We start from the raw sequence: 18,421 nt of genomic DNA, 5'->3' as shown, positions 1-18,421 counted from the left end.
GCGTTGAAAGGGATGGCCCTTGTATGTATGCGCGAAGAAGCCCGGTTCCAACCTCTCGCGGGCGTGAGACTGCCTAAAGCGTGTAGCGCACGGCCTCTTCGATAAGCCGGGTGGTGACCCGGCGCAGGCTGCCAGCGTCGTGTTCGTCAAGGAGCGAACCGTTCTCACCGAACCCGTTTTCGGCGCGTGCGAGTGCGAGCTGTTCGGGAATGACCGTGGCGCCGAGCCCCAGCTCAAGTATCGGGCGCAGCGCCATCAAGGCGCGAATGCCGCCGAACTGTCCGTTCGTCGCCGCTGAAATCGCAAAGACCCGATTGCGGAACGGGCTCTCGTAGGGCTGGCCTGCGGCGCCGCGCCGGCTCATCCAGTCAAGCGTGTTCTTGAGCAGTGCGGGGATGGAGGCATTGTATTCCGGCGTCACGACGAGAATGCCGTGATGGGAAAGAAAATGTCGCACAAGCCGTTTCGCCGGCTCCGGCACGCCGTGCTCGTCCTCAAGATCGCCGTTGTAGATCGGCAGGGGATAGTCCGCGAGCGAGATCCGTGTGACCTCGGCATCCGCCAGCGCCAGTTCCTTCACCGCAGCCGCCGCCAGCCGCGCGTTGATCGACCCGCCGCGCGTGGAACCAGCGAACACGAGAATCCTTGGATGGCGCATGAAAGTATCCTTCTGCGCGAGACATGGCCAAGCTGTGCTGAAAAGGGGCTGCGCACATCCGGTCATCTCCTGCCATTGCTCTCAACTAAGGCAAGTCGGGCAGGGTATCAATGACCGGTTGGGCGAGGCTTGTTGCGGTTCATGCACGCACTCGCAGGCTTTCACGCCTTGCGGTAGACCCAGACGCGCGCGGGCGGCAGGTTCATCAGCACCCAGGGCGAGCGCGACACGGTGAAGAGACCGGGTTCGGCAGGAACCGGCGGTACGAGGGCATAGGAGAATTGGATGAAGGGCGCGCCGGGCTCCAGCAGGTCGAGGGCCTCGATCAGCAGCTCGCGGCGCTCGGCCGGGGGGCGGGAGAAGAGCGGCAGGGAGGAAACGATGCTGGCGAGAGAACCCGCCTCGGTTCCCTTGAGTGTTTCACTGAGCGCATAGGCATCCCCCTGCACGACCGCCAGCGCGGGAAAGCGACGATGCAGCAACAGGCAGAAGTCGGGGTTGTATTCAAGCGCGACCAGACGGTTCTGATCAATGCCGCGATCGACAAGCGCCTTGGTGACGACGCCCGTACCGGGCCCCAGTTCAAGAATGGGGCCCTTGCGCTCGGGTTCCGCCTGGCTCGCCATGAGCTTCGAAAGCGCCGGCCCGGAGGGGCTGACGGCCCCTGTCTTCATAGGGTTTTCAACCCAGCTTCTAATGAACCGCGCCTCGTCCAGGATCTTGGAGGAAAAACGCTTGGCCCGAACCGCGACGGGGTGATTCATCGAGGTCTCCCGGATGATGATTGCTGTTCTTCTGTGTCCGGACGCGAAGCCTTCCGGCCGGACTTCTTCAATTGCGACCGGAGCATGCACTCAGGCGGCGCGTCAACCTGTGGGCAGGCAATGGCAAATCTAAGGCCAAATGCGCCTCCGCAAAACTCGCCTCGCCAAAATGATCCGCGCCGACGTCCCGCTCAGCTTCCAAGATTGTCGATGAAATCCTTCACGCGGGCGAAGAATCCCGTCGATTCAGGATTGTTCTCGTGGGACGAGTTTTCCTCGAATTCCTGCAACAGCTCGCGCTGGCGCTTGGTCAGGTTCTGCGGCGTTTCCACCGTCACCTGGATGTACATGTCGCCGAACTGGGTCGAGCGCATGACCGGCATGCCCTTGCCCTTGAGGCGGAACTGCTTGCCGGTCTGGGTGCCTTCGGGAACCTTGACCCGCGTCTTGCCGCCGTCCACCGTTGGCACCTCGAACTGGCCGCCGAGTGCTGCCGTCGTCATCGAGATGGGCGCACGGCAGAAGAGATCTGCGCCGTCGCGCTGGAAGAAGGCATGCGGCCGGATCGACAGGAAGATGTAGAGATCGCCAGAAGGCCCGCCGCGCAGGCCCGCCTCGCCCTCGCCGGCAAGCCGGATGCGGGTGCCGTCCTCGATGCCGGCCGGAATGTTGACCGAAAGCGTGCGTTCTTCCACCCGCCGGCCGCTGCCGGAGCAGTCGGGACAGGGGTCGGCAATGATCTCGCCGCGGCCCTGGCAGTGCGGACAGGTGCGCTCCAGCGTGAAGAAGCCCTGGCTGGCGCGAACCCGGCCGGCGCCGCCGCAGGTGCGGCAGGTAGTGGGGCTCGACCCGGGCTTGGCGCCCGTGCCGGTGCAGGTCTCGCAGACGATGGAGGAGGGAACCTCGATCTCCACCGTCTTGCCAGTGTAGGCCTCCTCCAGATCGATATCCATGTTGTAGCGCAGGTCCGCCCCGCGCTCACGGCCGCCGCTTCCTTGGCGACGCCCGCCGCCGCCGCCCATGCCGCCGAAAAATTCGTCGAAGATATCGGACATGGTGGAAGCGAAATCGCCGGAGAAGCCGCGCTGGCCGCCCATGCCGCCGTTCTCGAAGGCCGCATGGCCGAAGCGGTCGTAGGCCGCGCGCCGTTCCGCGTCCTTCAGGACGTCGTAGGCTTCGCTGATTTCCTTGAACTTCGCTTCCGCGTCCGAATCGCCGGGATTGCGGTCGGGGTGGAATTTCATCGCGAGCTTGCGGAACGCGCTCTTCAGCGTCTTGTCGTCCGCCTCGCGGGTAACACCCAGAACCTCGTAATAGTCCAGCTTGGCCATTGGCTGTCCATACCTCAACGACGGGGCCGGTAACCGGACCCAGTAAGCAAGCCCCCGGAAGCCGGAGCGATCGGTGCGCGTTCGCCGTCGCGGGCGTCACAACGCAGTAGGCTCACATTCGCGGGGCGCTATCAATTCGAGAAAGCGGCAGGATCACGGTGGAACGTCCGCGTACCGCCGATCCGCAGGCCCGACCGGGGCGGAGAGTTCCGCGCTTCACCTGAGGCCCCCGGAGCGAGAAGTCCGGCCGATATCGGTTCGGCGGATCCTTCCCATTTGCTCATTCGAATATCGGCGCGATTTTCCTGCCGGAGCCATCAGGACCGGCGGCTCGCGCTCCGTAACGCCAATTATGCGAAAGCCGGCGCGCTGCACCGGCTTTCGCGATTTCAATCGGCGACCCGATTACGCCGACTTCTTGTCGTCGTCGACTTCCTCGAAGTCGGCGTCGACCACGTCGTCGGCGGCTTCGCCAGAGGCGCTCTCACCGGCTTCGCCGGCATCCTCGCCCTCGGCCTGCTGCGCCTGGTACATCGCCTCGCCCAGCTTCATGGACGCCTCGGCGAGCTTCTGCGACGCGGCCTTGATGGCCTCGCCGTCCTCGCCCTCGTTGGCGCTCTTCAGCTCGGCAAGTGCTGCCTCGATGGTCGACTTGTCAGCTTCGGAAACCTTGTCGCCATGCTCGGACAGCGTCTTCTCCGTGGAGTGGATCAGCGCTTCCGCCTGGTTCTTGGCCTCGACCAGTTCCTTGCGCTTCTTGTCTTCCTCGGCGTGCGCCTCGGCGTCCTTCACCATCTGCTCGATGTCGGCGTCGGACAGGCCACCGGAGGCCTGGATGCGGATCTGCTGCTCCTTGCCGGTGCCCTTGTCGCGGGCCGACACGTTGACGATGCCGTTGGCGTCGATGTCGAAGGTGACCTCGATCTGCGGCACGCCACGCGGAGCCGGCGGGATGCCGACCAGGTCGAACTGACCGAGCATCTTGTTGTCGGCCGCCATCTCGCGTTCGCCCTGGAAGACGCGGATGGTAACCGCGTTCTGGCTGTCCTCGGCGGTGGAGAAGGTGTTCGACTTCTTCGACGGGATTGTCGTGTTGCGGTCGATCAGGCGGGTGAACACGCCACCCAGCGTCTCGATGCCCAGCGACAGAGGCGTCACGTCGAGCAGCAGCACGTCCTTGACGTCGCCCTGCAGCACGCCGGCCTGAATGGCCGCGCCCATGGCAACGACCTCATCCGGGTTCACGCCCTTGTGCGGCTCCTTGCCGAAGAAGTTCTTCACCACTTCCTGGATCTTGGGCATGCGCGTCATGCCGCCGACGAGGACCACCTCGTCGATCTGGCCGACCGACAGACCCGCGTCCTTCAGCGCCGCCTTGCACGGCGCCATGGTCTTCTGGACCAGATCCTCCACCAGCGCCTCGAACTTGGAGCGGGTGAGCTTCATGGTCAGGTGCTTCGGGCCGGAGGCGTCCGCCGTGATGAAGGGCAGGTTGACCTCGGTCTGCGTCGAGGAGGACAGCTCGATCTTGGCCTTCTCGGCCGCTTCCTTCAGACGCTGCAGGGCGAGCTTGTCGCCCTTGAGATCGATCCCCTGATCCTTCTTGAACTCCGCGGCGAGATAGTCGACGAGGCGCATGTCGAAATCCTCACCGCCGAGGAAGGTGTCGCCGTTCGTCGACTTCACCTCGAAGACACCGTCGCCGATCTCCAGAATGGAGACGTCGAACGTGCCGCCGCCAAGGTCATAGACCGCAATGGTCTTGCCGTCGTTCTTGTCGAGGCCGTAGGCAAGGGCAGCAGCCGTCGGCTCGTTGATGATGCGCAGGACTTCCAGACCGGCGATCTTGCCGGCGTCCTTGGTCGCCTGGCGCTGGGCATCGTTGAAGTAGGCCGGCACGGTGATGACCGCCTGCTCGACCTTCTCGCCCAGATAGCTCTCGGCCGTTTCCTTCATCTTCTGCAGCGTGAAGGCGGAAACCTGCGAGGGGGAGTACTTTTCGCCCGCCGCCTCGACCCAGGCGTCGCCATTACCACCCTTGACGATCGTGTAAGGCACAAGATCCTTGTCCTTGCCGACCGTCGGGTCGTCGTAGCGCCGGCCAATGAGCCGCTTGACTGCGAAAAGCGTGTTGGAGGGGTTCGTCACCGCCTGGCGCTTGGCCGGCTGGCCGACGAGACGCTCGCCGTCATCGGTGAAGGCGACGATGGAGGGCGTGGTGCGCGCGCCTTCCGCGTTCTCGATCACTTTCGGATTCTTGCCGTCCATGACGGCGACGCACGAGTTGGTCGTGCCGAGGTCAATGCCAATGACCTTACCCATAGTCTGTCTCCTTTCGGCAAACCGCCCGGACCCATACGGCATCCGGCAAAGCCGGGGTCAAAACCCGGCCGGTTCCCATCTGACCTGGCCAGCGGACGCGAAGTCGGCCGGCCCTAGACCGTTGTTGATGACCGTTCGAAGCGAACCGGGTATCGATCCCCGGCGAACTCCTGCTGAGCGCTATATAAGAGGCGTTTTGGATGCCTGCAAGGCACGTCGCCGCCTTCGTTGCCCGCCTTTTGGCCGGGCGCGTTTGCGCAGCCTTGCACAGGGCGGGAAGTAAGGCGTCTGTCGAACACGCTGCGCGCCGCCGCAAGGCCCCGAGACTGGACCTCGCCCGCGATGCCCCCTAGCTGTGGAAGAGTTTGCAATACCGCCTGGACCAATGAAAGAGCTTGTCGAGCCATGTCATCCCGTCCCGCATCAGACCGTACCGCCGATCCGTCATCTGGCGCGGGGAAAGGTCCGCCGCCGGGCTTTCGTTATCTTCCCGGTCGGCTCGACCGCTCCGCTCAGGAGGCGCTTCTGGCGGAAATCCGCGCCGTGGTGCGCGCCGCCCCGCTCTTTCAGCCGGTGATGCCGCGCACCGGCAAGCCGCTCAGCGTGAAAATGTCGAACTGCGGGTCACTGGGCTGGGTCGCGGACGAGGCGGGCTATCGCTATCAGTCCGCCCATCCGGTAACGGGCAAGCCATGGCCCGCCATTCCGCAAATGCTGCTCGATCTGTGGGCGGAGATTTCCGGTTTTCCGGCGGAGCCCGAGGCCTGCCTCATCAATTTTTACGAGGAGACGGCCCGCATGGGCCTTCATCGCGACGAGGATGAGGAGGATTTCTCGGCCCCCGTCTTCTCGGTCTCGCTGGGCGACACCTGCCGCTTCCGCGTCGGCGGGCAGGTGCGCAAGGACCCGACATCCTCGTTCAAGCTCGCCTCGGGCGACATCGTGCTGTTGGCAGGCGAGGCGCGAACGGTCTTTCACGGGGTGGACCGGATCTATCCGGGAACCTCGACTCTGCTGAAAGACGGCGGGCGGATCAATCTGACGTTGAGGCGGGTGAGGAAAGTGCCTGTGTAACTATAAAAAAACGATAATTAGCTAAAAAAATCTGGATAATCTTTCTTTAGCATTGAAAAATTAAAATCATAAATAACTAGTATGTCATATATATTTACAGTTAGCCTTCCATATTTTTTCTTTTCTTGGTCCTCAAAATATAGAGACCCATAAATTGCTGCAGACGAATACTCTCTTGGCATTGCTGTTATTTTTAATTCAGTAATTTTGTCGTTCGGTATCCTATGCTCAGGTCCAAAGTCAACTTCAACCCAATGATCGACTAAATTTTCTGGCATAGAAAATATGGATCCATATACGGGAATATTGTTCTCATAGATTTTTTGCAGTAGACGCTTTGCTGCACTAGTATCTATTATTGATATTCCAGAAAAAATGAGAATTGCCACATCAAAATTTATTTTTTCTGGTTTCAATTTTACTGAAAAAATGGTCCTAAGTCATATTTCGAAACATTATTACGCTTTGGAGATAGCTTTCTTATTTTCTCGAATGTCGTTATTAAAAGTAATAATATAATCAAGAATATGATTACATAGCCAGAAAATCCAAAATTTCCCGTAATTCCATTTAATTTAGTTATAGAAGTTACAAATATACTAAAGAGGATAGCAGTTGGTACGACTGTATAGATATTGCTAGCCAGCGCAAAAATGGTATTTAGCTTGATAAGCCCGTCCCAAATTTGCTTCAGCGTCATGCGTGCCCCCCTCCCTCTGCTACCGTCCAACCAAGATTCGATTACGTCAGGAATTAACTAACATACAAGGTTGGCGAGATCTCCGTGTAGTTCCAAGCGGTGCGCTCCCCTACCACCACCCCTCGAATACGATCGCGACCAGCGCCACGGCGATGACCCACATCGCGACAGCACCGAGCCGGTTGCTCCTGGAGCGCGCGCGCGCCCAGGCCTCCATCATGTCGGGCTCGACCTTTACGCCGCGCGTCGTCATCGTATCGATCTCTTCCACGATGCGTTCCGCGCGCTTGGCGAGCATGGGGAGTTCGCCGGCAAGCCGCACAAGCGTCGCGAGGCTCTCGCCCGCATCCTGAATGCGTCCGGCGGGGCCGAGATTGCGCTCGATCCAGGTGCGCACCACCGGTTCCGCCGTCTTCCACATGTCGAGGCCGGGATCGAGCGAGCGGGCCACGCCCTCCACCACCACCATGGTTTTCTGCAGCATGATCAACTGCGGCTGGGTTGTCATGGCGAAAAGCTCGGTCACCTCGAAAAGCTGGGTGAGCAGGCGCGCCATGGAGATATCGGAAGCCTTGTGGCCGTGGATCGGTTCGCCGATGGCGCGGATGGCCTGGGCGAAAACGCCGACATCCTGAGTCTTTGGCACGTAGCCCGCCTCGAAATGCACTTCCGCCACGCGCATGTAGTCGCGGGTGATGAAGCCGAACAGGATTTCCGCCAGGAAGCGGCGCTCCGCCTTGTCGAGCCGGCCGGTGATGCCGAAGTCGACGGCGACGAGGTCGCCCTCCTCGCTGACGAAGAGATTGCCCTGGTGCATGTCGGCATGAAAGAAGCCGTCGCGCAGCGCATGGCGCAGGAAGCTCTGGATGACATTCGCGCCCAGCGCCACCAGATCGTGCCCGTCCTCCGCGATGCCGTCGACGTCGGAGAGCTTGCGGCCGGCGATCCATTCCATCGTCAATACGCCCTTGGACGTGCGCGTCCAGTCGACCTGCGGCACGCGGAAGCCGGGATCGTCGGCCGTGTTTTCCGCCATCTCCGAAAGTGCCGCGGCTTCCAGCCGGAGATCCATCTCCAGCTCCACCGAACGCGCCAGCGTGTCGACCACGGCGAGCGGGCGCAGTCGACGCGAGGGCGCGTGGAAGCGTTCGATGATGTGGGCTGCCAGATAGAAGGATTGCAGGTCGCGGGCAAAACGGCGGGCGACGCCGGGCCTCAGCACCTTCACCGCGACCTTGTGCGTCTCGCCGTCCTCATCCTCGATGAAAGCCGGATGGACCTGGGCGATGGAGGCGGCGGCGACAGGCTCGCCGAAGTCGGTGAAGAGCTGGTCGATCGGGGCGCCCAGCGCGTCTTCGACCATGCGAACCGCCTCGTCGCGCGGGAAGGCTTCAAGCCGGTCCTGCAGCAGCGAAAGCTCGGTGGCGACCTCGCGCCCGACCACGTCCGGCCGTGTCGCAAGGAACTGGCCCATCTTCACGTAGGAGGGGCCCAGCCGGTTGAAAGCGACGGAAATGCGTGCGCCCGCATCCGCCCGGCGCGCGGACTTGCGCTCGATCAGACGGATGAGGCGCAGGGCGAGGCGGGGGCCCGGTGGCAGGTCGGGCAGTTCCACCAGCCCGAACACGCCCTCGCGCGCCATCACGTAGCCCGCATGCAGAAGGCGGACGAGATTGATCACCGTCGACAGCATCTAGATCTTCCAGCCGGAGTGGATCGCGGCGATGCCGCCCGTCAGATTGCGGTAATCGACGCGCGAAAAGCCCGCCTTTTCGATCATGTGCGCGAAGCGCGCCTGGTTGGGGAACTTGCGGATCGATTCTACCAGATACTGGTAGCTGTCGCCGTCGCCCGTCACCGCCTGTCCCATGCGCGGGATTACGTTGAAGGAATAAAGGTCGTAGATCCTGTCGAGCACCGGAACGTCGACCTGCGTGAACTCCAGACACATGAATCGGCCGCCGCGCTTCAAGACGCGGAAGGCCTCGTCAAGCGCGACCTGGATGCGCGGGACGTTGCGGATGCCGAAGGCGATCGTGTAGGCGTCGAAATGATTGTCGGGGAAGGGCAGGCTCTCGGCGTTGCCCTGCGCGAAGCGGATATCGTGGGCATGCCCGCGCATCGCCGCACGGTCGCGGCCCACCGTCAGCATCGAATTGTTGATGTCGCACACCGTCGCCTCAAGGCGCTCACCGCTTTCCACGACACGCGTCGCGATATCGCCGGTGCCGCCGGCCACATCGAGCAGGCGCCAGGTGCGGCGCGATTTCCTTGGCGGGGCGAGCCAGGAAACCATGGCGTCCTTCCAAAGACGGTGCAAGCCGCCCGACATCAGGTCGTTCATCAGGTCGTAGCGGCTCGCCACCTGATGGAAGACGTGGTCGACCATGCCCTGTTTTTCACCGAGCGCAACCGTGCGGAAGCCGAAGCTCGCCTGTTCCGCCGTGCGTGCGCCGCTGCTGCCGTCGCCTGCCATGTGAAGAACTCCTTATTCGGTGCCCGGCTCTTATAGAGGCTTCCCCGCCCTTCGTCCGACCCATTTTTACGGTGCCGCTTCGCCCGCTCTTGGATATAGGCCGCAGCGCAGCATATCTATGGCAGGTAACGCGGCTTTGTGCCGGCGGGCATGAAACGCCACGGCCCGGCCTGGACAGCGCCGTTCGATTCCATCGCCTTTTAAGCCAAAGCGGCTCAAGGAGAAACCATGCCCGAACTGCCCGAGGTCGAAACCGTGTGCCGCGGCCTCGCTCCGGTCATGGAAGGGGCGCGAATCACCCGGGTCGAGCAGCGGCGCGCGGACCTGAGGTTTCCCTTCCCCACCGATTTCGTGGCGAGGCTCGAGGGCCAGCGCATCGAGGCGCTTGGCCGACGCGCGAAATATCTGCTGGCCGACCTGTCTTCCGGCGACGTGCTGGTCATGCATCTGGGCATGTCCGGGTCGTTCAGGATCGCGGAGGCCCCGAGCGTCAGCATCGCTGCACAAGAGGCGCCGGGCGCCTTCCATCATCCCCGCTCCAAGAACGAACGCCACGATCACGTGGTGCTGCATCTGGAGCCCGCCGACGGTGTGCCGGCGCGCATCATCTACAACGACCCGCGCCGCTTCGGCTTCATGACGCTCGTCGCGCGAGCGGGGCTGGAGAGCCATCCCTTTTTCGCGCATCTGGGGCTGGAGCCGCTGGGTAACGAGCTGGACGCTTCCTGGCTGGCGAAGGCCTTCGCTGGGCGTACGACGCCGCTCAAGGCCGCCCTTCTCGACCAGAAGGTCATTGCCGGGCTCGGCAATATATATGTGTGCGAGGCGCTGTGGCGGTCGCGGCTTTCGCCGATGCGCGCGGCGGGGACGCTGGTCACGAAAGCCGGCCGGCCTTCGGCCGCGGCCGGGCGTCTGGCCGAGGCGATCCGCTCGGTACTGGCCGAGGCGGTCGCGGCGGGTGGCTCCACCTTGCGCGATCATATGAAGACCGATGGCTCACTCGGCTATTTCCAGCACTCCTTCGCCGCCTATGACCGCGAGGGTACCTCCTGTCGCCACCCGGGTTGCCGGGGCTCCATCGCCCGTATCGTGCAGTCGGGGCGCTCGACTTTCTATTGTGGGGTCTGTCAGCGCTGAGCCGGGGAACCGTTCCGCCGGGCGGGGGGCGGCTCTAGGCCGCACCGTCTGCCCCGTTTGGCATGCCGCGAGATGCCCTTGTGCCTTGCGATGTGCCGACTATACCGTGGCTCGTCGTCTCGAAGCCAGAAATCCCCTTCGTCATTTTCGCGGATCATGTGCATCCGCCAAACGCTCAAGAGCGGTGACGCAGCCTCGCGCAGAGAGCGCGTTTCGCGCGTGGCGGCGCGCATAAGCCCTGTTGCACCACGCAGCGCCAGCCGATACGCCTTTTGTCTGGAAGCTGGAAGCGACACTTCCGGCCTCAACAAGCCTCGAGGCCCCGCGACGATCCCGTCGCACGGGATCTCGCCTGCCCTTTCGGAGGAATCATGGCCTACGAGAATATTCGGGTGGAGACGCGCGGCCGGGTCGGTCTGATCACGCTCGATCGCCCATCCGCGCTCAACGCTCTCTCCAACGCTCTCTTTGAAGAACTCAACCGCGCCCTCGATACGTTTGAGGCGGATGACAAGATCGGCTGCATCGTGCTGACCGGGTCGGAAAAGGCGTTTGCCGCCGGCGCGGACATCAAGGAAATGTCGGAGTTCGATTTCGCCGAAGCCTACAAGCGCGACCACATCACGCCCTGGGAACGGGTGACGCGCGTGCGCAAGCCGGTCATCGCCGCGGTCTCGGGCTACGCGCTGGGCGGCGGCTGCGAGCTGGCCATGATGTGCGACTTCATCATCGCGGGCGACAACGCCAAGTTCGGCCAGCCGGAAGTGACGCTCGGCGTGGTGCCCGGTGCCGGCGGCACCCAGCGGCTCACCCGCTTCGTCGGCAAGTCCAAGGCGATGGAAATGTGCCTGAGCGGCCGTTTCATGGATGCGGAGGAGGCCGAACGTGCCGGTCTCGTCAGCCGCATCGTGCCGGCTGCGGACCTCGTCGAGGAGGCCGTCAACGTCGCGCACAAGATCGCGGAAATGTCCCTGCCTATAGTCATGATGATCAAGGAAAGCGTCAACCGCGCCTATGAAACGACGCTTGCGGAGGGCACGCGTTTCGAGCGGCGGATGTTCCACGCCTCCTTTGCCACAGAGGACCAGAATGAGGGAATGCGCGCCTTCATCGAGAAGCGGTCGCCCCAGTTCAAGAACAAGTGAGGCCAACAAGGAGCGGGTGCGGTTCACAAGACCGGCCGCAGAGCACGTTTGGGCCGGATTGATTCAGTCTGATCGAAAAGAATATGCTCAAATAATTGATCTGGAACGGCTTTTTGTTGTTCAGACGGTTTCGTCTGAACGGAAAGCGCTCTAGGTCGTTGACCTCAAGGCCGTGCCGCACTATAAGCCCGATCCAATCGGTGGCGGTCTTCCGCCGCCGGTTTCGTTTGTGCCGGGCGCAGTGCATGATGCGGCTTTCGATCTCGTTATGCGTGGATCGCTTCCGGCACTTCGAAACCGCATTTCGACAGTTTCACTCATTGGACCAGGATTGAGCCTATGGCCAACACTCCTTCGGCCAAGAAGGCGGCCCGCAAGATTGCCCGCCGCACGGCCGTCAACCAGGCACGCCGCAGCCGCATGCGGACTTTCATCCGCCGCGTCGAGGAAGCCATTACCTCTGGCGACAAGACCGCCGCGTCGGAAGCCCTGAAGGCCGCCCAGTCGGTCATCATGGCCAACGTCACCCGGGGCGTGCTGCACGCCAATACCGGTGCGCGCAAGGTCTCCCGTCTGAACAAGCGGGTTAAGGCGATCGCCTGATCGTTTTCCTGGTCCTGCGCAGAGAACCGTGGCGTTGATGCGTCCGTCGGCCCCATCGGGGCCGACAGGCTGGTCTTCGTGGCGCGCAGTGCGTGTGGATTTCGGATCTGGCTGGACCGGAGTCGCGGAGCGCTGTTTCCTGTAAGCGGCGTCTCCCGCTTCGGGAAAGCGGTGCTCGTGGCAATGAAGGCCATGCGCCTTCGCCCGCGATCGGCTTCGCGCACACCGTTTCTTCCCCCAAATGTCTTGTGCTTCCGATGGACGGTCGCAGCCCCTCATGTGTGTCATGAAGGGTCTTTGCGTGTGCGTTATTGGAGGTTGAGGCGTGGCTCGGGGGACCGCGATAGTGAACGCGAAAGGCGCATGGGCCGGTGCCGTCATCGGGACGCTGCGTGTGACCCCATCATGATGTCCATGGGGCTGCCGTGGGCGGTCCCGTGTCAGGCCTGACCGGATCTAGCGCGATCCTCGCGACGACGTTAACGATATCGTCAAAATTGACGGTTTTTGCGAGGTCGCGCCTTCATTTCTCACCCTGCGGGATGATCTCGCTGATGCCCGGCTCTATGCCGGGTTTTCTTTTAGTCGGCAAATTGGACAGGGCTTGCGGATCGTAAAAAGAGGCACCTGTACGGCTCTTTCGGCGGCTATCAGGATGACAAGAAAAATGACATGAATACAGATACTTACTGATATGTTGCGAGTCCGGCGGAGGTGGCGTGGTCGATTCCGTGTGAGTCAAGATCGCGTGTCGAAAAAAAAATCGCGCGCAATGTTCGCGCGTCCTCAGGTCGCAGTGGTTCTCGAAATCCGTTGAGTCCACAAGCCTTATCGAAATGCCCTCGTCATCGCTCGACGCAGCTGACCCCGCGTCGTCAAGCTGGCCTTGCCGAATAGTGGAATCCACGTGGTTGCCCACATCCGGCAAGCTGGTTATGTTCAATTTAACCGGGGCGCGGCACCTCGTGTTAATCTAAAAAAGAAGGTTTAGGGGGCTCTGGTGCGAGCAATGGGACTGTATTGCCTAAATAATAATCTTAACTGTTCCCAGGACACCGGCGGCGCTGACTCTTCCTCAGAAGACGGCTCGACAGAACGACCTTTGGAGCTTATGTCTTCGCCCGTCCTGGCTGGCCCGCGCGCCGGCGTCCGATCCGAATAAACCTTTAACTGACCAGAAATCATGTAGCCGGCTCCGGCCTGCTGCAAGGGGGCTCTATGTCTAATTCAACGGCCGGCGCTTACGCTGGCGACGCTTCGGCGGCGCAGACGTACAAAGCGTTGGAAGAGGATGCGACCGCCACGCTGGTCGATGTCCGGACCCAGGCAGAATGGAACTACGTGGGTATCCCGGACCTCTCGCCGCTGGGGCGCGACGCTCTCTTCGTTGAGTGGCAGACCTATCCGACCGGAGCCGCCAACCCCGACTTTGTCGCCACGCTCACCGGGCTTGTGGAAGAGCGCGGCGCGACGAAGGACGGGCCTATCTACTTTCTGTGCCGCTCGGGCGTGCGTAGCCGCGCTGCGGCCATTGCGATGACTGCGGCGGGCTTCGGTGCCTGTTACAACGTGATCGGCGGCTTTGAAGGCTCGCCCGACACGGACCGGCATCGCGGTTCTCTCGAGGGATGGAAATACGAAGGACTGCCTTGGCGGCAATCCTGATCTGAAAAGGCCGTATCCGCCAGGTGCTGGTTCTTCGTGACCGGCAGACCGGCCCGGACGACGGCATGTTCATACGTTTTTGAGAGGTAAGGCGGCTTAGGCGTATTGCGTATTTTGGGGCGGTAATGACCGTCCGTGTCGGAGCCCGACCGAAGAGGCCGGGGAAACCGACAGGAAGACAAGCGTTGGCGGGGCATCGAAAGAGATGCGAACGACCGGCGCAAGAACGAGGCCGCGCATGAAACGCGGCTTGTTTACAGGAGGTGCGCGGGCGCGGCGGCCCGCCCCATCGACAGATTGGAGATGCAGGCATGGACGTTTCAGGAGTGCCGGGACCGGAACAATGGAGCCGCGTGAAAAAGCGGCTCCGGGCGGAGCTCGGTGAGGACGTGTTTTCGAGTTGGTTCGCGCGGGTCGACCTCGAAAGCCGCGGGGCCGACGGAACCGTCTGTTTGTCGGTGCCCACCCGTTTCCTGAAGCAGTGGATCCAGTCGCACTATCGCGACCGTTTGATCAACCTGTGGCAGAGCGAATGCGGCGACATCAACCGCATCGAGCTGACGGTTCGCGGTGCGATCCGGGCGCGGCCCTCCGTCGTTGCCCAGGCCGCCAGTCAGGGCGGCGTGGCCACCGCCGGATCGCTCAAGTCGTCGGTCGGCGATACGCGCTCCATGTCGGTACCCGACATGATGCAGTCGCGCCCGGCCACCGTCAGCGCGTTCCGTCCGGTCGAATCGGGCAGTCAGTCCATGGCCGCGGCCGATGTACTGGAAGGTGCGGCGCTCGATCCGAAATATACGTTCTCAACCTTCGTTGAAGGCCGCTCGAATGCGCTGGCGCTCGCGGCTGCCCGTCAGATCGCGGGAAATGGTCCGGTCACCTACAATCCGCTCTACCTCCATGCCAGCGTCGGTCTCGGCAAGACCCACCTCCTGCACGCCATCGCGGCGGAAGCGCGCCACGGTGGCCGCAAGGTGCTGTATCTGACCGCCGAGCATTTCATGTACCGCTTCGTGGCGGCGCTGAAGTCGCAGTCCGCTCTGGCCTTCAAGGACACGCTGCGCGGTATCGACCTGCTGCTCATCGACGATATGCAGTTTCTGCACGGCAAGCAGGTGCAGCAGGAATTCTGCCACACGCTGAACTCGCTCATCGACGGCGCCCGCCAGGTGGTGGTCGCCGCCGATCGTGCGCCGGGCGAACTGGAGACGCTTGACGACCGCGTCCGCTCGCGGCTTGCCGGTGGTCTCGTCGTCGGCATCCAGACGCCGGATTACGAGTTGCGCCGGGCGATCCTCGCCAACCGTACGCGTCAGGTGGCTGCGGCCCATCCCAATTTCGCCATGCCTGACGGTGTGCTCGACTATGTGGCCTCCAACGTCACCGCCAACGGGCGCGACCTTGAAGGGGCGCTGAACCGGCTGGTCGCCCACAATCAGCTCACCAACCAGCCGATCACGCCGGAAATGGCCGAGCTGACGCTGCGCGATCTGGTGCGCACGCACGAGCCGCGCCGAGTCAAGATCGAGGACATCCAGCGCGTCGTTTCCAAGCACTACAACGTGTCGAAGCCCGATCTGCTGTCGGCGCGGCGCACGCGCACCATCGTCCGGCCGCGCCAGATCGCGATGTATCTGGCCAAGATGCTGACGCCGCGCTCTCTGCCCGAGATCGGACGCCGCTTCGGCAACCGCGACCACACAACCGTGCTGCATGCCGTGCGCAAGATCGAGGAACTGGTTAAGAACGATCCCGCGCTCGCCCAGGAGATCGAACTCCTGAAGCGGATGCTGGACAGCTGATAGCGTCAATCGAAACGGCCTCTTACGTTCGTTTCCTTCAAAATGCGGCTCTGTCCCGGCGGACGGGGTCGCATTTTTGCAAGGTGGAGAGGCTCTGCCGGCGGTTTGCCTTCGCGACGCAATCAACAGATCGCCCACAGGCTTTCTGCCCCCTTGCATTCGGCACGCAATCCGGGCAGTTTCGTATCCCCCCGGCTCACGAGAAGCCTTGATGTTTCCGGGCCTTCGCGGACCTGTTCCGCAGCCCGGCCAATGACGGACCGACTTTCATGAAAGCGACCCTCGAGCGGACAGATCTTCTGAAGTCCCTGACCCATGTCCACCGGGTTGTCGAGCGCCGCAACACGATTCCCATCCTGTCGAACGTGCTTATCCGCGCCGACGGCGGCGAGTTGCGGCTGAAGGCGACCGACCTAGACCTCGAAATCTCGGAAACCGTGCCGGCGCTGGTCGAGGCCCCCGGCGCGACCACTGTGCCCGCGCACATGCTTTACGAAATCGTGCGCAAGTTGCCCGAGGGCTCGCAGGTGGTGATGGAAACCTCATCCGACCAGGCAACGCTGGAAATCCGGGCCGGGCGCTCGCGCTTTGCGCTGCAGATGCTGCCTGAATCCGACTTTCCCGATCTCACCGCAGGCGATTTCAGCCATTCCTTCGAGGTTGCGGCGGCAGACTTCCGCAAGCTGATCGATCGCACGCAGTTCGCCATTTCCACCGAGGAGACGCGCTACTACCTGAACGGCATCTACTTCCACACGGTGGAGAGCCCGAACGGCGCGCGTTTTCGCGCGGTCGCGACCGACGGTCACCGTCTCGCCCAGGCCGAGGTCGCCGCGCCCGGCGGTGCCGTCGGCATGCCCGGCATCATCGTTCCGCGCAAGACGGTCGGTGAAATCCAGAAGCTGCTGGACGAGCCGGAGGCCAACGTAGCGATCGAGCTGTCGGAGACCAAGATCCGTCTCACGACTGGCCCGGTGGTGCTCACCTCCAAGCTCATCGACGGCACTTTCCCCGACTATGGACGTGTCATCCCGCAGGGAAACGACAAGGAATTGCAGGTCGAGCGCGCCGAGTTCGAGAAGGCGGTCGACCGCGTGTCCACCATCTCCTCCGAGCGTGGCCGTGCGGTGAAGCTCGCCATGAGCGAAGGCCGCATGGTGCTGACCGTGAACAACCCGGATTCGGGCTCCGCAACGGAAGAACTGGTGGTGGACTACGACGCCGAGCCGATCGAGATCGGCTTCAACTCGCGCTACCTGCTCGATATCGCCAATCAGCTTACCAGCGAAACCGCGATTTTCCGTCTGGCAGATGCCGGCTCGCCGACGCTGGTACAGAATTCCGGCGCGGACGACACGCTTTATGTGCTGATGCCGATGCGGGTCTAGCGGCGGGATCATCCGTTTCGATCCCGCTTTCGATCACAACAGGCAACTCCCCCGGCATGCTCCGGGGGAGGCGGTCTTTTCGGCATGTGCTGAAGGCAACTGAGCGGGTGACGCCGGGGGCGCTCTTGCCCATTATCGGCGCCATGCAGCGAATCGGTTCCATGACCTTCGGCCCGGCCCCCATCCACATCGCGAGGCCATGCCCGTGATGCCCACTTCCGTTCGCCTGACCCGCCTGACCCTCACCGATTTTCGCAACTACGCTTCCGCCTCGATGGAGATCGACGCGCGACTGGTGGCGCTGACTGGCGACAACGGTGCGGGAAAGACCAATCTGCTGGAAGCCATTTCGCTGCTGACCCCCGGCCGGGGGCTGCGCCGCGCCGCGTTTGCGGACATCGTGCAAAAGGCGCGCCGGGACAATTCCCACCCCGACGGGTGGAGCGTGGCGGCTGTTTTGGAAAATTCTGACGGTGAGACGCGGCTGGGAACCGGATTTTCGTTCGCGGCGGCGTCCAGGCGCATCCGTATCGATGCAACGGATGCCCGTGCGGCCGAGGAGCTGTCACAATATGTGCGTGTTCTCTGGCTGGTCCCGGCGATGGACGGGCTCTTTACCGGCCCTGCCGGGGATCGCCGCCGCTTCCTCGACCGTCTCGTCCTGGCTGTGGACCCTGGCCATGGACGTCGTGTCGCCGATTTCGAAAAGGCGATGCGCAGTCGCAACAGGCTTTTGGAAACCGGCGGCGAGGCGGCGTGGCTCGATGCGGTGGAGGCGCAGATCGCTTCGCTCGGTGTCGCCATGGCCCTCGCCCGACGCGAAGCGGTGACCTTGCTTTCGGGGCTTATTGGCGAACATGCGGGCGGGGATGCCTTTCCGCGCGCGGCCCTCGCCCTCGAAGGCCCTTTCGAGGAACTTGCGGCGCTTACGCCTGCTGTGGATCTGGAGGATGCCTTCGCCGATCAGATGGCGCGCGGACGGCCGCGCGACCGGGCTGCCGGGCGCACGCTCGATGGTCCGCACCGAACCGACCTCGCCGTCACGCATGTCGCCAAGGGCATGCCAGCGGGGCTCGCCTCAACGGGTGAACAGAAGGCGTTGTTGATCGGTCTGGTGCTCGCCCACGCGGAACTGACCGCCCGGGTGTCCGGCATGACACCCGTCCTGCTGCTCGACGAAGTCGCGGCACACCTCGATCCGTCCCGCCGTGCGGCACTGTTCGCCCGGCTCGATGCGCTGGGCGGTCAGGTCTTCATGACGGGAACGGACAAGGCCCTGTTCGAAGCACTGCCCGACGATGCCCAGCGCTTCACGGTGAGCGAGGGAACGGTGCAGGGGATCGATTGAAGAAATTG

General features: G+C 62.7%; 15 protein-coding genes. 8 read left to right on the top strand and 7 right to left on the bottom strand.

What is annotated here, in order from left to right:
• Positions 1 to 73 precede the first annotated feature (73 nt).
• From C8N35_RS04100 to dnaK, 4 genes are all read right to left on the bottom strand, one after another.
• The gene (locus tag C8N35_RS04100) at positions 74 to 658 is read right to left on the bottom strand and encodes an NADPH-dependent FMN reductase (RefSeq protein ID WP_107988302.1); all 585 of its coding nucleotides are present in this window, start codon (positions 656 to 658) and stop codon (positions 74 to 76) included.
• A 161-nt stretch (positions 659 to 819) separates the two neighbouring features.
• Positions 820 to 1,422: a class I SAM-dependent methyltransferase gene (locus tag C8N35_RS04095; RefSeq protein ID WP_107988301.1), complete on the bottom strand. Its 603-nt coding sequence runs from the start codon at positions 1,420 to 1,422 to the stop codon at positions 820 to 822.
• A 191-nt stretch (positions 1,423 to 1,613) separates the two neighbouring features.
• A complete protein-coding gene (dnaJ, locus tag C8N35_RS04090) occupies positions 1,614 to 2,753 on the bottom strand; it encodes a molecular chaperone DnaJ (RefSeq protein ID WP_107988300.1) in 1,140 nt (379 codons plus the stop codon).
• A 405-nt stretch (positions 2,754 to 3,158) separates the two neighbouring features.
• Positions 3,159 to 5,075, bottom strand: coding sequence for a molecular chaperone DnaK (gene dnaK, locus C8N35_RS04085; protein WP_107988299.1), 1,917 nt, complete (start codon positions 5,073 to 5,075; stop codon positions 3,159 to 3,161).
• A gap of 405 nt (positions 5,076 to 5,480) precedes the next feature.
• Between dnaK and C8N35_RS04080 the strand changes: the two genes are divergently transcribed.
• Positions 5,481 to 6,149 (top strand): alpha-ketoglutarate-dependent dioxygenase AlkB family protein, encoded by a 669-nt coding sequence (locus tag C8N35_RS04080; protein WP_107988298.1) that lies wholly within the window; start codon positions 5,481 to 5,483, stop codon positions 6,147 to 6,149.
• 17 nt (positions 6,150 to 6,166) lie between these two features.
• Here C8N35_RS04080 and C8N35_RS23565 read toward each other — a convergent pair whose 3' ends face one another.
• From C8N35_RS23565 to ubiE, 3 genes are all read right to left on the bottom strand, one after another.
• Positions 6,167 to 6,565: a hypothetical protein gene (locus C8N35_RS23565; protein WP_146177343.1), complete on the bottom strand. Its 399-nt coding sequence runs from the start codon at positions 6,563 to 6,565 to the stop codon at positions 6,167 to 6,169.
• A gap of 393 nt (positions 6,566 to 6,958) precedes the next feature.
• Positions 6,959 to 8,542 carry a 2-polyprenylphenol 6-hydroxylase gene (gene ubiB, locus C8N35_RS04075; RefSeq protein WP_107988297.1) on the bottom strand — a complete coding sequence of 528 codons (1,584 nt, stop codon included), beginning with the start codon at positions 8,540 to 8,542 and terminating at the stop codon, positions 6,959 to 6,961.
• Positions 8,543 to 9,325 (bottom strand): bifunctional demethylmenaquinone methyltransferase/2-methoxy-6-polyprenyl-1,4-benzoquinol methylase UbiE, encoded by a 783-nt coding sequence (gene ubiE, locus C8N35_RS04070; protein ID WP_107988296.1) that lies wholly within the window; start codon positions 9,323 to 9,325, stop codon positions 8,543 to 8,545.
• Between the two features lie 228 nt (positions 9,326 to 9,553).
• On the opposite strand from ubiE, the gene mutM reads away from it, so the two are divergent.
• From mutM to recF, 7 genes are all read left to right on the top strand, one after another.
• Entirely contained in the window at positions 9,554 to 10,462 is a 909-nt protein-coding gene (gene mutM / locus C8N35_RS04065) for a bifunctional DNA-formamidopyrimidine glycosylase/DNA-(apurinic or apyrimidinic site) lyase (protein ID WP_107988295.1), read from the top strand.
• Positions 10,463 to 10,833: 371 nt separating this feature from the next.
• Positions 10,834 to 11,607, top strand: a complete 774-nt coding sequence (locus C8N35_RS04060) for an enoyl-CoA hydratase (protein ID WP_107988294.1) — start codon at positions 10,834 to 10,836, stop codon at positions 11,605 to 11,607.
• Between the two features lie 339 nt (positions 11,608 to 11,946).
• The gene (rpsT, locus tag C8N35_RS04055) at positions 11,947 to 12,210 is read left to right on the top strand and encodes a 30S ribosomal protein S20 (protein ID WP_107988293.1); all 264 of its coding nucleotides are present in this window, start codon (positions 11,947 to 11,949) and stop codon (positions 12,208 to 12,210) included.
• Between the two features lie 1,218 nt (positions 12,211 to 13,428).
• Positions 13,429 to 13,875 carry a rhodanese-like domain-containing protein gene (locus C8N35_RS04050; RefSeq protein ID WP_107988292.1) on the top strand — a complete coding sequence of 149 codons (447 nt, stop codon included), beginning with the start codon at positions 13,429 to 13,431 and terminating at the stop codon, positions 13,873 to 13,875.
• A gap of 311 nt (positions 13,876 to 14,186) precedes the next feature.
• On the top strand, positions 14,187 to 15,677 hold the full coding sequence (gene dnaA / locus C8N35_RS04045) for a chromosomal replication initiator protein DnaA (RefSeq protein ID WP_107988291.1): 1,491 nt from the start codon (positions 14,187 to 14,189) through the stop codon (positions 15,675 to 15,677).
• 269 nt (positions 15,678 to 15,946) lie between these two features.
• On the top strand, positions 15,947 to 17,065 hold the full coding sequence (gene dnaN / locus C8N35_RS04040; RefSeq protein WP_107988290.1) for a DNA polymerase III subunit beta: 1,119 nt from the start codon (positions 15,947 to 15,949) through the stop codon (positions 17,063 to 17,065).
• A gap of 208 nt (positions 17,066 to 17,273) precedes the next feature.
• On the top strand, positions 17,274 to 18,413 hold the full coding sequence (gene recF, locus C8N35_RS04035) for a DNA replication/repair protein RecF (RefSeq protein WP_107989073.1): 1,140 nt from the start codon (positions 17,274 to 17,276) through the stop codon (positions 18,411 to 18,413).
• The last annotated feature ends 8 nt before the right edge of the window (positions 18,414 to 18,421 follow it).

Origin of the sequence: Breoghania corrubedonensis (genome assembly GCF_003053845.1) — a bacterium.
In the GTDB taxonomy this organism is placed as follows: domain Bacteria; phylum Pseudomonadota; class Alphaproteobacteria; order Rhizobiales; family Stappiaceae; genus Breoghania; species Breoghania corrubedonensis.
Note: the sequence above shows the minus strand (reverse complement) of the source record. Positions and strands in the feature narration are given on the sequence as shown.